Origin of the sequence: Lelliottia sp. 7254-16 (assembly GCF_002922995.1) — a bacterium.
Lineage (GTDB): Bacteria > Pseudomonadota > Gammaproteobacteria > Enterobacterales > Enterobacteriaceae > Enterobacter > Enterobacter jeotgali.
Map to the genome: position 1 here is coordinate 97,555 of NZ_PQVS01000011.1, position 14,755 is coordinate 112,309.

A 14,755-nucleotide genomic window follows, 5' to 3' on the forward strand; every position below is an offset into this window, starting at 1 on the left:
ATGACATGCGGATTTTGTTCAACGCCCAGCTTGCGTCTTAATCCGTTCGCACGTTATTTGGGCGGCGTTTTACTGATAACGTCAAGCTTTGCCAGCGCGCGTGAATATCGCTTTTCGCCCTCTTCACTCGAGGGCGATATGCTGATGCAGCAAGATATTGACCTGTCACTTTTCTCGCGATCCAATGCGCAATTGCCCGGTACCTACTCCTCCAGAATTAGGGTCAATGAGACCCGGATTGATGACATGGATATCACCTATCTCACTAACCAGTCTGGGGAACTGGTGCCGCAACTCACGCCAAACACATTACGCCAATGGGGAGTGGATATTGATAAATATCCCAAATTAGCCGCATGGGATGCCAACAGCCCTCTGCCAAATCCGCTGGGTGACTACATTCCTCAGGCTTTCGCAAAGCTCGATTTCGCATCCATGACGCTGCATCTCAGCATTCCGCAGGCCGCCATTTACAGCCAGGGCAAAGATTATATTGCCCCTTCACGCTGGGACGACGGGGTTCCTGTGGCGTTTGCCGATTACGCATTTTCTGGCTCACAGAGTGAAGATGAGTCCAGTAACAGCTCAACGAGCCAGTATTTGAATTTACGCAGCGGCGCTAACCTCGGTGGCTGGCATCTGCGTAATTACTCGACCTGGAGTAAAACTGACGACGCAACCCGCTGGGATGCAATTAATACCTATGTGCAGCACGACATTGACGCAATGCGGGCTCAATTTACCGGCGGTGAAAGCAGTACGCGCGGAGAAGTCTTCGACAGCCTGCAGTATCGTGGCGTCAACATTGCTTCCGATGAAGAGATGCTGCCGTACAGTCAGCGTGGATATGCGCCGACTATTCGCGGTATCGCCAGCTCTAATGCTGAGGTTTCGGTACGCCAGAATGGCTATCTCATCTATCAGCAAAACGTTGCCCCTGGTGCTTTTGAGATAAACGATCTCTACTCCACCACTAACAGTGGCGATCTGGAGGTCACAGTAAAAGAGGCCGACGGAACTGAACACCGTTTTACTCAGCCTTATTCAAGCGTCTCGGTGATGCAAAGACCCGGGCAGATGAAGTATGAATTTACAGCAGCACGCTTTCGGGCTGACAGTGGCAGCGATCAAAATGAGCCCACGTTTACACAAGGCAGCCTTATTTATGGTCTGAATAATGCCACCACCCTGTTTGGCGGTATCACAGCATCTGAGGATTATCAGGCGGCGAACACCGGGGTGGGGATCGCGCTGGGGGCTTTGGGCTCAATCTCTGCAGACGTAACCTTTGCCAAAGCGACACTCGACAATGACACGCAAAGCACTGGTCAGTCGTACCGCCTACTCTATTCCGGCAAAGTGGATGCCACCAATACTAACTTCACACTGGCAAGCTACCGCTACTCCACCAGCGGTTACTACAGTTTTGCTGACGCCAACCAGAAATACGATCAGCACGAAGACGATCTCCTGTTCCGTTACAACAAGCGGAACCGCATTCAGGCCAGCATCAGTCAAAGTATTGCTGGCGTTAGCCTTTACCTGAACGGTTATCAGCAGGACTATTGGCAAACATCACAAAAAGAACGCAGCCTGTCAGCCGGAATAAACACTGTTATCGACAGTATCAGCTTCCATCTTGCGTACACCTACAGTGATAACAGCGACACACATAACGACCAGATGGTCTCTTTCGGCTTTAGTATGCCGCTCAGCCGATGGCTGCCCCGCGCCTGGAGCAGCTATAACCTAAGTAACAGCAAGCATGGCTATACCCAGCAAACTCTGGGGTTGAACGGAACACTACTGGACGACCAGCGCCTGAGCTACTCCTTGCAGCAGAGTCATTCGAACCATGATGGTGACGACACCAGCAGTGTGTACGCAAGCTATCGCTCGCAGTATGCCAATATGAACGCGGGCTATTACTATTCGTCCGATAACTCCCGGCAATCCAGCTATGGTCTTAGTGGCGCAGTAGTTGCGCATCCCTTAGGTATCACTCTCGCGCAGCCTTTAGGCAACCAGTTTGTCATCGTAAATGCCAACCATGCGTCGGGGGTTCGCTTCCAGAATCAGCGCGGTATTCAGACTGACTGGCAGGGAAATGCGGTGATTCCGTCTCTTAGCTCTTATCAGGAAAACCAAATCCGCATCGACACCACCAGCTTGCCGGAAGATGTCGATTCCAGTGACACCGCGATCACCGTCATTCCTTCCCGCAATGCTGCCGTCGTGGCGAAATTTGATGCTCACGTCGGCTATCGTGCCTTAATCAAATTAACGCGCCCCGATGGCAGACCGGTTCCCTTTGGCGCCATTGCGACCACTCTTTTACCCGTCATGAGCGGCATTATCGACGACACCGGTACGCTCTATTTAGCGGGCGTGCCAGACACGATCCAGATCGCGGTGAAATGGGGGAATGCCCAGGATCAGCAATGTATCGCCAGTGTTTCGCTGGCTTCCCCTGCGCCACCGTCTAACCCTACCGGCATCCGCACTGTTAATGCCCTTTGTCAGCAGGAACAATCACATGCACATTAAAGTTACCTCTTTCTGCTGGGGGCTTATCTGCCTCATTCTTCCTTTTTCAGCCCAGGCGGCAGTGACGGTATTACATGATTGTTTTAGCGGCCCTCAAGATTACAGCGTAACTTACGATCGCGATCTCACCGCGAGCGAAAACAAAGCCAACACCGATGTCGATATTCCCGAACACCTTATCGGTGCAGGCGCTGAAATGGAGGCCAATTGCAGCTGCCCCGGCACACTGACTGCGTCAACGCAGATCATGGAATTAACGCTGGCGGGTAGCCCGCTCACTCAGGGGACCAGCGGCTATGGCATTCTCACCGATAAAATTGATATCGACCTCAAAGGATACAGCGACGCCATTAACTCCCCCGACGGTTCGGGTTTAAATGGGCTCAACATAAACCAATACCCGACCATGTAAAGTTCGATGTCAAAAACGATCGAAACCATTAAAACAACCGAGGGAACAGCCAGCGTCTGCAGTGAGAGTACCAAAGTAAAAGATTCCGCGCCGACGCAGCGCAAATTCAAATGGAACGTTATTGGCGCTGTGCTTCACATTAAAAAACCGATTCTCGGCAAAGAACTCATTCCTTCAACGCTGGTGGTCCAGAACTACGCATGCCTTTATTTTGGTTCAGGCAGTTGTGACGTTAATACCGCACAGCTGGTTTCTAACATCTGGCTCAGCGGGTCGCTCTCTGCCCCCCTCAGTTGCACTATCAATGAGGGCAGCACTATTGAAGTTGATTTGGGCAACATCGTCAGCAAGCAATTCCGCTTTAAGGGACTGCCTCCACAAGGATTTACGTTGAAAGACATTGATATTAGCTACCACTGCGACGATAACGCCGTCGGGAATGACAACCGCATCAAATTGACGCTCAGTGCCGATCAGGGCGTGGTGGATAGCAGCGATCCGCTGATTGCCAAAATGATCGACAGGGATGATGCGGGGATCAGAATCTTTACTGACAACAACCAAAATGTGGCTCTCGACGGGAGCTACGCGTTTCCGATCACGATGGACAAACAGGGAAATGGCTCGGTACAAATCAAAGCGTCACCGGTCAGTACTACCAGCGAGTCGCCAGCACCGGGAAAAATGGAAGGGAATGTGACGGTCAAAATGGATTTACGCTAAGTGATTCTCAGGCTGCACACGCAGCCTGAGAATAGCTCGCCGATTAGAAGCCGAGGCTGTCCAGCAGATCGTCCACCTGGTCCTGGCTGGCGACAACGCCCGCCTTGGTGGTATCGAGCTGCGGGCCGTTAAGCAGGCTTTCAGTCTCACGTTTAGGACGCGCCGCAGGTTCTGGCATGTTTTCCAGCAGCACCATCAGCAACTGGCGCTCAATTTCCTGAATCACATCCATCATGCGCTTGATAACCTGGCCGGTCAGATCCTGGAAATCCTGCGCCATCATAATGTCCAGCAGCTGCGCATTGGTGAAACTGGTGTGTCCCGGTACATCGCCAAGATACTGGCGGGTATCCGTCACCAGCTCACGCGCATCGGACAGTTCGATAGGATTTTCGAACCACTCATCCCAGCGTTTGCTCAGTGCTTTAGCGCCCTTCTCCATCTCATCCTGGTGCGGTTGAGAGGCTTCAACGCTGTTCAGCGCGCGCTCTGCTGCCTGAGCGGTCATTTGCACAACGTAGTCGAGACGATCGCGCGCGTCAGGGATCGCTTCTGCGGCTTCCGCAATCGCCTGATCGAGGCCCAGCTCGCGCAAACTGTCGCGCAACATGCGCGTCAGGCTACCGATGCGGGCAATAATTTCGCTTGCCGAATGTTCTTCAACGGGTTTCATAGCAGGTTGCATCATCACCAACACCTCACATGCCGAGTTTCTCGAAGATCTTGCCGAGCTTCTCTTCCAGAGTCGCCGCAGTAAATGGTTTCACCACATACCCGCTTGCGCCCGCCTGTGCTGCTGCAATAATGTTCTCTTTCTTTGCTTCTGCCGTAACCATCAGAACCGGGAGAGAAGACATATTGCCGTCAGCGCGAATCGTTTTGAGCAGCTCCAGACCATCCATGTTAGGCATGTTCCAGTCAGAGATAACAAAACCAAAGCCACCGGCCTGCAGTTTGTTCAGGGCATCGACACCGTCTTCTGCTTCTTCAACGTTATTAAAACCCAGCTCTTTCAGCAGGTTGCGCACGATACGACGCATGGTGGAAAAGTCATCCACAACCAAAAATCTGAGCTCTTTGTCTGCCATAAAAAACTACTCCTCATTAAATACGTATTGCCTGTCCGGCACTGATTTTTGCCAGCATCTGCTGGCTTACCTGGCTAAGATCGACCACTTCGCTCACGCCACCCATATTGATGGCCTCGCGCGGCATGCCGAACACCACACAACTTGCTTCATTCTGCGCAATCGTCCAGGCGCCAGCCTGGTGCATCGCGAGCATTCCGGCGGCGCCATCGTTGCCCATCCCCGTCAGGATCACCCCAACGGCGTTGCGCCCCGCATGTTTCGCCACCGAATGAAACAGCACATCCACAGACGGACGGTGCCGGTTAACCGGAGGACCGTCATGAATCTTGATTTGATAGTTCGCACCGCTGCGCGCCAGTTCCATATGCTTATCGCCCGGGGCGATATACGCGTGACCAGGCAGAACGCGCTCGCCGTCCTCCGCCTCTTTCACGCTTATCTGACACAGTTTATTCAGACGCTCGGCGAACGAACGGGTAAAGCCTGGCGGCATATGCTGGGTAATAAGAATACCCGGGCTCGAGAGCGGCAATGGCTGGAGTACATGGCGAATTGCCTCTGTTCCTCCGGTTGACGCGCCAATCACCAGCAGTTTTTCCGAGCTTAAAAGTGGCCCGGCTTTCAGCGTCACCGGGACGCCCGCGGGTTTGTGCGCCGCCAATTTGGCCCGCGAGGCAGTGCGGATCTTCTCGGCGATCATCTCGCTATACGCGAGCATTCCCTCACGAATACCCAGCTGCGGTTTAGTGACAAAATCCACCGCCCCCAGCTCCAGCGCGCGCAGGGTAATTTCTGAGCCTTTCCCGGTTAGCGAGGACACCATCACAACCGGCATCGGGCGCAAACGCATTAACTTCTCAAGGAAATCAATGCCATCCATACGCGGCATTTCCACGTCCAGCGTCAGCACATCGGGGTTATATTTTTTAATTAAATCCCGCGCAACCAAAGGATCAGGCGCAGTCGCCACCATTTCCATGTCGCTGTGACTATTAATAATCTCGGTCATGATCTGGCGCATCAGCGCAGAATCATCGACAGACAACACCCTGATCTTACTCATGCTTTTTCCTTACTCAGCGCATAAACCGTCTGTCCGCGCAGGCTAAATTCGCGGGCTAGGTTGCTGAAATTCTCCGAATGCCCAGCGAACAACAAGCCATCTGGCTTGAGCAACGGGGCAAAACGGCGCAGGATCTCCTGCTGCGTCGTTTTGTCAAAATAGATCATGACGTTACGACAAAATATCGCATCAAAAGGACCTGGCACGTTGTACTGTTTATCGAGCAGGTTTACCGGAGCAAACTCCACGCAATTCGCCAGTTCCTGACGCACGCGAACCAGCCCTTCATGTGGACCTGTCCCGCGCATGAAGTAACGTTGCAGCTGCTGGGGCGACAGCGTTTTCAGCTCGTCCTGGCGATAAACTCCGTTTCGTGCTTTTTCCAGCACTTCGGTGTCGATATCGCTGGCGTACACTTTCCAGCGGCCAGGCGCCATACCCAGCGTGTCGGCAAGGGTTATCGCCAGTGAATAGGGTTCTTCCCCTGTCGACGCCGCTGCGCTCCAGACTCGGTATTCCCCGCTACGGCGACGGGCATGTTCCGCCAGCACCGGGAAATGGTGGCCTTCGCGGAAGAACGCCGTCAGGTTAGTGGTCAGCGAGTTAATAAACGCCTGCCACTCAGCGCTGTTTTGGTTCGCTTCCAGCATGCTGAGATAACGGCCAAAATCATCAAGCTCAAGTGTGCGTAAGCGCCGGACCAGACGGTTGTAGACCATGTCTCGCTTATGATCGGCAAGCACAATCCCCGCACGCTGGTAAATCAACTGACATATCCGACGAAAATGCGCGTCGGACAGCGCGAGGCGCTGGGTCATTTGCTGCAATAATGACGATTGCCCCGAGGGGGTTGGTGAGCTCATAGCGCCTTCTTAATCACTTTCAGGATACAACTGGCACGGCCTGAGACCGCCCGACTTCTGCTACTTTTTCGACTTGCTCTTTCACGTTAAATACTGCAACCAGACCGGTCAGATGATCGGCCTGGCTGGCGAGCTGGTCGGTAGCGGCCGCCGCTTCTTCAACGAGAGAAGCGTTCTGTTGCGTTACCTGATCCATCTGCGACACGGCCTGAGCAACCTGCTCAATGCCGCGACGCTGTTCATCTGAGGCGGACGCAATTTCGCCCATGATGTCGTTCACGCGCGTCACCGAAGTGACAATTTCCGTCATGGTGTGCGCGGCCGTATCAACCAGCTGTGATCCTTGCTGCACACGGGAAACGGACTCTTCGATCAACGTTTTGATCTCTTTCGCCGCGTTGGCGCTGCGGCTGGCGAGATTACGTACCTCGCCCGCAACGACGGCAAATCCACGGCCCTGCTCACCGGCACGCGCGGCTTCCACGGCGGCGTTCAGTGCCAGAATATTCGTCTGGAAAGCGATACCGTCGATCACGCTGATAATGTCGCCAATTTTCTGCGAACTGGTGGCGATTTGCTGCATGGTGCTGGCAACGTTTGACGCCTGATCGCCGCCTTTTTTAGCCGTCAGCGCCGCCTGTTTCGCCAGGTCCGATGCCTGACGCGCATTGTCTGCGTTCTGGCTAACGGTCGCGGTCAATTGCTCCATGCTGGCCGCCGTTTGCGCCAGAGAGGCCGCCTGCTGTTCGGTGCGTGACGATAAATCGTTATTCCCTTCTGCGATTTCAGAAATACCGGCGTGCATGGCGTAACTGCCCTGACGCACATCGGTCACCGTTTCACGCAGCGAGCCTTGCATCGCTTTCAGGCTGGCAAAAATGGCCGAGATTTCGTTTTTACCAAAGACCGCCACCGGGCGTGCCAGGTTGCCTTTCGCAATGCTGTCAAAATGACTGCTGATAATGGCCAGCGGTAATACGATCATCTTGCGCGACCAGAGCAATGCCCCGCCGGTCAACAACGCTGCCAGAATCACCACGGTGGCAAAAATCACGCCGGACATGTGGTAGCTGGCACGGCTGTCGTGGCTCGCCTCTTCGACGAACTGGTTCATGTCCTGCTGCCAGGCGTTAAAACTTTTATCGAATGCAGCCTGAGAATCCTGTACCGGCGCGGTCAGGAAGTCCGACAGCTGGTTGTTCTCAAGCCAGGTGGCCTGATGATCTAAATCGCTGTGCCACTGGGCATAGCCCTTTTGCATTTCAGCACTCAGCGCTTTGCCTTTTTCACTGACCGCATCCTGCGCCATGAAGGCTTTAAACTGCACATCGGCCTGTTTCAGACTGTCACGCGCGGTGGTCATCAGCGCCTTGATGTCGTCGGGCGGATAACTTAACGCCGTTAATGTGCCCGCTTTATTCAGCGCGGTACTGGCTTGTAAAAGCACCGCGCGCGTTTGTGCGAGCGAGGAGCGCTGCTGATTACTCGTCTCAACTTCCTGTAAGTTCTGATAGCCATCGCGAAAAGCCCAGAAAGACAACCCGTTACTGCCAACCTGCAACACACCGCAAAGAATCAGAATCAAAAACAGTGTGGTCGAGATACGAATACGATTTAACATCCACGCTCCCATCAAGCGGCAAGCAGCCGCAGTTAAATATCAATCAAAATGTTTCCCAGTTTTCATCTTGTCCGGCTGCCGTAGCACGCGTGTTGCTCATCCTTGCGGCAGGCGCAGCCCCGGCATGTGATGCCCGAGACGACGCCGAATTGACAGGTGTTGAGGTAAGGCGAAACGCCGAGACGGCCATCTTCAGACGGCTCGCCTGGTCTTCCAGTGCAGCGGCCGCCGCAGCGGACTCCTGCACCAGCGCGGCGTTTTGTTGTGTGACACGATCCATTTCCGAAACCGCCAGGGCCACCTGGTCGATTCCACGACTCTGCTCATCGGACGCCGAGGCAATTTCCCCCATGATATCGGTCACGCGAGTCACCGCATTTACGATATCGGTCATGGTTTCACCGGCGCTTTCAACCAGCACGGAGCCGGTATCGACGCGGGCGACAGAATCTTCAATCAGCGCTTTGATCTCTTTTGCCGCATTGGCGCTGCGACTGGCCAGGTTACGCACTTCGCCGGCGACCACGGCAAACCCGCGCCCCTGCTCGCCCGCTCGGGCGGCTTCAACGGCGGCGTTCAGCGCCAGGATGTTGGTCTGGAAGGCAATACCGTCGATCACGCTGATGATATCGGCGATCTTTTTCGAGCTACCGGCAATCTCATGCATGGTTTTCACCACGCCATCGACCACTTTGCCGCCCCGCTGTGCGGTTTCTGAGGCGCTTTCAGCCAGATGCGCGGCCTGACGAGCGTTATCGGCGTTTTGTTTCACCGTCGCGGTGAGCTCTTCCATGCTGGCGGCGGTCTCTTCCAGCGCAGAAGCCTGCTCTTCGGTTCGGGAGGAGAGATCGTTGTTGCCCATCGCAATTTCGCTGGTTCCGGTATAAATCGCATCCGATCCCTGACGCACGTTGGTCACGGTATCCGTCAGGGAGCGCTGCATGTGATCCACGCTGCTCGCCAGTTCGGTAATTTCATTGCGCCCGGAAATGTCGAGCGTTTTGGTCAGATCGCCGCTGGCAATTTCACGGATGTGCGCAATCACCCGGCCCAGCGGATTAAGCAGAATGGCGCGGATGCCATACCACACGCCAACCAACACAATCACTAACGCCAGGGCCAGGATCGCCATCTGCCATTTGGCAAAACGGTAGTCGTTCTGGCTTTCGTTGAACGCGGTGTGATACTGCTCGCTGCTGGCAGCGGCGTATTCGCTCAGCGCCTTGCCGAGGGCGTTTTGCATCCCCTGCGTTGGCTGTGCGAAATAGGCGTCCATGTTGCCGCTTTCAAGGAACTGAATCAGCTCCGTCAATCCGGCTGCATACTGAGTGTATTTTTCGTCGATGTTCTGACTCACCTCGGCCATCGCAGGCATCGGCGTAATTTTTTTGAAGGCGTCGTAATGTTTTGCGGCGTCGGCAAGGGTGGCACGCGCATTTTTCAGCAGATCGGTTTTAGCACTGCTCTGCTGATTATTCGGGTCCATCATCATGCGAGCGGAGGAACGACTCAGGTTGATACGCGTTTGCAGCATCAGGTCCCAGGTCGATGTCAGCTCACTTTGCTGGAGTCGTAAATCGTTCGACGTCGCAAAGCTCTGCTGGTTATTTTTTAAGGATGAGAAAAACAGCCCACCGGAAATAAGCTGAAGAAGTGCGAAAATGACCAGCACCATCATCAGCATCGTGACAACGCGGATACGGTTCAACATACAACACCTTCTCTAAGATTTATTAACGGTGTTATCGGCAAAGGCCGCAGGAACTTTACATTTGCGAAAGGGAAAAGCGTCAGTTCAGAAAGCGACGTCAACGATCAGGGTGTCGGTATAGGTTCCGGCGGGCGGAGTGGTCTGGCTGGTGAGCACTTTGGCGGTGTAGTTGTAGGTACGCAAAAGCCCGTCGGTGCTCAGTTGCGATGAGGCGGCGCTCGCCCAGCGCTCGGTACCGCTGCCGCCCCAGCGGTTAGTGGTCGCCTCTTTATAGATGTCGTAACTCATAAAGTTATTGCCGCTCATCATCCGGCGCACGCCATTCGACGCGTTGGCACCATTGTTGATGCCGATGGTGTAGGTGCTGCCTTTGGTGCAGGTGACGGAAATTGCCTGGGAGACGGTTGGAAAGTTTTGCACCAGCGGCGCACTATTGAAATTGACGTTGGGCGTGGTCATCGCGCTGCAATCGTTGGTTACGTTCATATTCAGCGTAATGCTGGTGGTGGCGGTGCCGGTTTGCGGCGTGAGGCACAGCCCGACGGCCCCGACGGAACAGACGTTGTAGTTGATGCTAAAGGTCAGCACCACCTGATACGGCCCCGCCGTCACGTTTTGCCCCGCCACCGTGCGAAAATAGAGCGGAATATTGTACTGCTTTGCCCCCAGCAGGTTGAGCAGCGTGGCGCCGCTCCAGGTATAAGCTTTGGCAATTTGCACTTCACTGCTGCCGGAACATCCCGACAGCCCGCAGAGCCGCGTAGGGATCACATCGGTGATGGTGGCATTGTCCGTGCGTTTCATGGTCGCGCGGCTGTTGGCCGAGACGGTCGCAGCGGTGTAGTTCAGGGTCACAGAGTCATTGGTGAGCAAGTTCAGGATCGCATCGCAGCTCACCACCAGGGTACCGGTGGTTTCGACTTCCCCCGTTCCGCTTAAGGCAAATGAGGTGACGCTGCCGAAATTCGCATTGACGGTGCTGATGACACAGGCCGCCCAACTGCCACCCGACATCATCAGCAGAAAAAGGGCGAGCAGCAGGCGTTTCACGGGGCCTCCCGACACGTCAGCGGGCCGAAGGTTTGCAATTTATGCTCCGGATTGGCGCCAATACTGAGCGTGGTATAACAGCGTTTTCCCTCAGGCAAGATGACTTCCAGCGGGTTAACGTCGGTCAGATTTTCAAGCCAGGCGATGCCGTCATACCCGACCACTGCCGCACTGCGCGAGGCGCGTCGTACCTGGCTGCCGACCGGGATCGCCTGTCCTTGCGCGTCATGCAGAATCACACTCGCCACCCGCTCCTGTTCCATCGGGAAATCCACCAGATAACCGCTGTGGCGGCGGATTGCCACGCGGCGCTCGGTCTCTTTAAGACGCGTATCGGCGGGTAAATTCAGCGTGTTGATACTGTAACTGGCCGGATAGTAGGCCGACACGCCGCTGACCAGCAGATAGCCATTACGGTTGGTTTTGCCGACCGGCTGGTTTTCATAATTGACCGGCACGTCCGGATGCCCGTCAGTGCTGATCACCACGAAGGCGTCGTTGATTTTGTTGGCCGCGAACAGCTCGTTATCCATCAGCACAATCGAACCCATCGCCTCGCCCCACCAGGTCATCATGTCCCGTTCGCCGTATCCCCCGCCCTGCAGTTCAATATTGTTGTTGCGCCAGCCGAGCGTCCCCTGCTGATAGTTGTTGGATCTTGACTGGTTCGCCCACGCCATATTCCAGCTCAGCCCGCCGTCCGTCGGCATCGAGTGGTTGTAGTTGATCCGCTGAGTGCTGCCAGAATCCGGCGTATTTTCAAAGGTGACGGCGGCGCTGTCCCGCTCGCCAATCGGAATTTGCAGGGACATCGCCACCGTCCAGTCCCCGCGCTGCTGGTCGCGGCTGGCGGCAAGATAAATACTGCTACTTCCCCACAGGTTGCGGCTCCACGACAGGTTCAGCAGCTCAGTTTTCTGGCTGTCGAAACTCTCGACGCCAATCCACGCTGCGCCAATATTGCCGTAGTTGCCGAGATTAAAGGTCAGCGAATATTGGTCAGTATTGCGACTGAGGCTGGCGATGGGCTGATCGTGCTCATCATAAATAGTCGGCTGATCGTACAGCGCCAGGTTGCCATACCCGCGATCGCGCCGTGAATGCTGGGTAGCCAGGCTAAACGCACTGGTGCTGTACTGATAGCCCCAGTTCACCTGCCCGCCGTTATCGCCGCGCATCTGACTGTGGGTATAAGAAGAGTTCACCACGCCAAATTGACCCAGTTTAAGCACCGCCCCCGCCCCGCCCAGAGCCAACTCTTCTGCCCCTTCGCCGTGCCCTTCCAGCGTCAGCCAGTCGGTCACGCCGTAGCGATATGACCCACTCCCCGCCGCGGGACCGTAATCAAAATTCTTAATGCCGTAGTTGCGACGCAGGCTGCCTAAGGTGACGGCTCCGTCGCTCAGCCCCTGTTTGAGCAGATCGCTGGTGACATAAAACGGCATGGTGGTACTGACCTGACGCCCAAGCGCATCGGTGGTGATTAATACCGCATCCCCAGCGCCATTGATGTAAGGCAGATTGGTCAGGGTGAACGGGCCGGGCTGGAGTTGCGTGGAGCCTGAGCGATAGCCGTTGATGAACAGATCCACCGACGTCGGCACCGCGGCTTCGCCGGAAAATTCCGGCAGCGGCCAGGTGACCAGGTCCGGGCGCAGAGAGAAGTCGCGTCCGTAGCTAATTCCGCCCATGCGCACGCTGCTGCTCCAGCTCAGGGCATCGCTGATCACATCTCCGGCGGTCCAGGTGGTGGCGTCATCTTCATTGGTGAACATCATGGTCGTGTCGTAGCGCACGTACCCTTCCTGCTGACCATTGTCTCCGGCAAAGCTTTTACGCGTATAGCCGGTAGATGAGAGCGAACCGTTTTCATTGAAATAGCGGAATTCGTGCCAGAGCGAAGCCTGGCCACCGATGTGTTCGGTGTGATTGGTATAGAGATCGTAATTGAGCAGCGCGCCTTTACCGTAACGGGGTTTACTTTGCGCATTTTCCCCGCCGAACGGCGTAATGCGGGCCGATACCCAGTCGCGCGGCACACTGAGCAACAGGCGCTGGGCAGCACTGTCATATTCGACACGCACTTTTGCCAGTTTTGATAAATCGACTTCACCCGTTGGCACTTGCTCCGGCGGCAACCCGGCGCGTAGCAGATCGGCACTGGAGATAAAAAACGTGCCGTTGCGCTGCGTGACGGGGACCACCAGTCCAGTGTCGTAGTGGTTTATCACTACCGAGAGCTGAAATACTGCTTCGCTGTTGAGTGCCTGCGCATCCGGCGGTGGCGGTAAACTGTCATCACCGGTTTCGGCCCAGGCGCTTGTTGTGACGCAAAGCAGGATTATCATCGCCGGTTTCAGTGGACGGGCGCCGACTGCCATTGCGTGTTCCCGGCATTAATTTGCGCACTCATCTGGCGGGCCTGTTGCACACCCGCCGGAAGCGGCCAGCTGCGGGTGCTGTCCGGGAGAACATAGCCCAGCAGACCGTCGGCGATGGTCCGTTGATCCAGCGCCACCTGACTTAAGCGGACGTGAACATCCCCCCGATTACGCACCTGTAATGCGGGTTTTCCGTCCTCCTGGATAATCTTCCAGCTCAGGTTTTGCGTGTCGGCCAGGGCATGGTGTGCACCTTCTTTGATGGTCGGGATCCCCTGGCCGTAAACAAACAGCGGAATGGAATAACGCATCTGGATTTTCAGCCCGATTTCCGGCTGGGATTTGTCTCCGGGCTGGGGGATTTCATCCACGATAATGCGGTAGGCTTGCTCAACGCCCATCGGGATATTGCTTTGTTTGATCAAGCGAATCAGTTGTTTACCGTCTTTGCCGATGGTCACAATCGGCGGGCTGGCGACCACATCCTGCTGGGCGGTGTAGCGCTCGAATCCGTTCTCCTGCTTCCAGCGCATAATCCGCACTTGCATGGTGGTTGCGCTGTTTCCCTGATTCTGGATCCACAGCTCCGTGGCTTTGGTATCCGCAGAGAGCCAGGGGTCAATCGGCCACAGCAGTATGGTCGCCGCCGCATTCGCCCGGTTTGCCATCACGGCCAATATGGCCCACATCCCCAGTACGCCATAGCGAGTAAATGATGACTTCATTGACCTTCTCCCTTTTCACCATGACAAGGTCACGGTGAGTTGATCTGAATACGTTCCGGCGGGGCTAAACCCCGTCAACAGCGCCACACCAAAGAGCGGTAGCGCAATGTTATTGCTGTTGGTATAGGTCACCGGCACAGCCTGATTGACCCCGATCTCACTGTTTGCTGCCAGCGAACTGCTGCTGTACAGGCGGTATGCCACCATTTCGGTGCCGCTGGCGCGCTGCATACGGCGCACCGAAGCGTAATGTTGTCCTCCATCGATGCTCATGCTCAGCGCAACATTCGGCGTGCAGGCGATAGATAACGATCCGTTGGGCACAAAACTGGTATTCACCTGCCCTGTCGCCACGCCTGAGCGGCTACCAAAATTCAGCGATCCAAGCACCCCGCCCGTGCCCGTCGTCACCGAGCAACCAGGGGTGATCGTCGCGGATACCTGAAATGACTGCGAGGTGACCGCATGCGCCATTCCCGCAGGCCATACGCCAACGATGAGTGCAAAAAAAAGGCGCAGTTTTCCCTCTGCGATTTTACGCAGACGTGCAAAAGCAATGGTCATTTCT

General features: G+C 55.4%; 13 protein-coding genes. 3 read left to right on the plus strand and 10 right to left on the minus strand.

Features of this window, described 5'->3' with window-relative positions:
* Genes C3708_RS15385 through C3708_RS23920 form a run of 3 tightly spaced genes read left to right on the plus strand, consistent with a single transcriptional unit; the run spans position 1 to position 3,682 of the window.
* Positions 1-2,547 (plus strand): fimbria/pilus outer membrane usher protein, encoded by a 2,547-nt coding sequence (locus tag C3708_RS15385; protein WP_103949661.1) that lies wholly within the window; start codon positions 1-3, stop codon positions 2,545-2,547.
* Positions 2,537-2,959 carry a hypothetical protein gene (locus tag C3708_RS23915; RefSeq protein WP_233210421.1) on the plus strand — a complete coding sequence of 141 codons (423 nt, stop codon included), beginning with the start codon at positions 2,537-2,539 and terminating at the stop codon, positions 2,957-2,959. The genes C3708_RS15385 and C3708_RS23915 overlap by 11 nt, the downstream gene beginning before the upstream one ends.
* A gap of 6 nt (positions 2,960-2,965) precedes the next feature.
* Positions 2,966-3,682 (plus strand): fimbrial protein, encoded by a 717-nt coding sequence (locus tag C3708_RS23920; RefSeq protein ID WP_233210422.1) that lies wholly within the window; start codon positions 2,966-2,968, stop codon positions 3,680-3,682.
* A gap of 43 nt (positions 3,683-3,725) precedes the next feature.
* Here C3708_RS23920 and cheZ read toward each other — a convergent pair whose 3' ends face one another.
* From cheZ to C3708_RS15440, 10 genes are all read right to left on the minus strand, one after another.
* Complete coding sequence (cheZ, locus tag C3708_RS15395; protein WP_095282409.1) at positions 3,726-4,370, minus strand: protein phosphatase CheZ; 645 nt, start codon at positions 4,368-4,370, stop codon at positions 3,726-3,728.
* Positions 4,371-4,380: 10 nt separating this feature from the next.
* Positions 4,381-4,770 carry a chemotaxis response regulator CheY gene (gene cheY, locus C3708_RS15400; protein ID WP_095282410.1) on the minus strand — a complete coding sequence of 130 codons (390 nt, stop codon included), beginning with the start codon at positions 4,768-4,770 and terminating at the stop codon, positions 4,381-4,383.
* 16 nt (positions 4,771-4,786) lie between these two features.
* On the minus strand, positions 4,787-5,836 hold the full coding sequence (locus tag C3708_RS15405) for a chemotaxis response regulator protein-glutamate methylesterase (RefSeq protein ID WP_095282411.1): 1,050 nt from the start codon (positions 5,834-5,836) through the stop codon (positions 4,787-4,789).
* On the minus strand, positions 5,833-6,699 hold the full coding sequence (cheR, locus tag C3708_RS15410) for a protein-glutamate O-methyltransferase CheR (protein WP_095282412.1): 867 nt from the start codon (positions 6,697-6,699) through the stop codon (positions 5,833-5,835). The genes C3708_RS15405 and cheR overlap by 4 nt, the downstream gene beginning before the upstream one ends.
* A 19-nt stretch (positions 6,700-6,718) precedes the next feature.
* Positions 6,719-8,320: a methyl-accepting chemotaxis protein IV gene (gene tap, locus C3708_RS15415; protein ID WP_095282413.1), complete on the minus strand. Its 1,602-nt coding sequence runs from the start codon at positions 8,318-8,320 to the stop codon at positions 6,719-6,721.
* A gap of 43 nt (positions 8,321-8,363) precedes the next feature.
* A complete protein-coding gene (tar, locus tag C3708_RS15420; protein WP_103949662.1) occupies positions 8,364-10,031 on the minus strand; it encodes a methyl-accepting chemotaxis protein II in 1,668 nt (555 codons plus the stop codon).
* An 84-nt stretch (positions 10,032-10,115) separates the two neighbouring features.
* Entirely contained in the window at positions 10,116-11,081 is a 966-nt protein-coding gene (locus C3708_RS15425) for a spore coat U domain-containing protein (protein ID WP_095282415.1), read from the minus strand.
* The gene (locus tag C3708_RS15430; protein ID WP_103949663.1) at positions 11,078-13,462 is read right to left on the minus strand and encodes a fimbria/pilus outer membrane usher protein; all 2,385 of its coding nucleotides are present in this window, start codon (positions 13,460-13,462) and stop codon (positions 11,078-11,080) included. Before C3708_RS15430 ends, C3708_RS15425 begins: the two co-directional genes overlap by 4 nt.
* Entirely contained in the window at positions 13,438-14,187 is a 750-nt protein-coding gene (locus tag C3708_RS15435; RefSeq protein ID WP_095282417.1) for a molecular chaperone, read from the minus strand. Before C3708_RS15435 ends, C3708_RS15430 begins: the two co-directional genes overlap by 25 nt.
* Positions 14,188-14,202: 15 nt before the next feature.
* The gene (locus C3708_RS15440) at positions 14,203-14,751 is read right to left on the minus strand and encodes a spore coat U domain-containing protein (RefSeq protein ID WP_103949664.1); all 549 of its coding nucleotides are present in this window, start codon (positions 14,749-14,751) and stop codon (positions 14,203-14,205) included.
* Positions 14,752-14,755 lie beyond the last annotated feature (4 nt).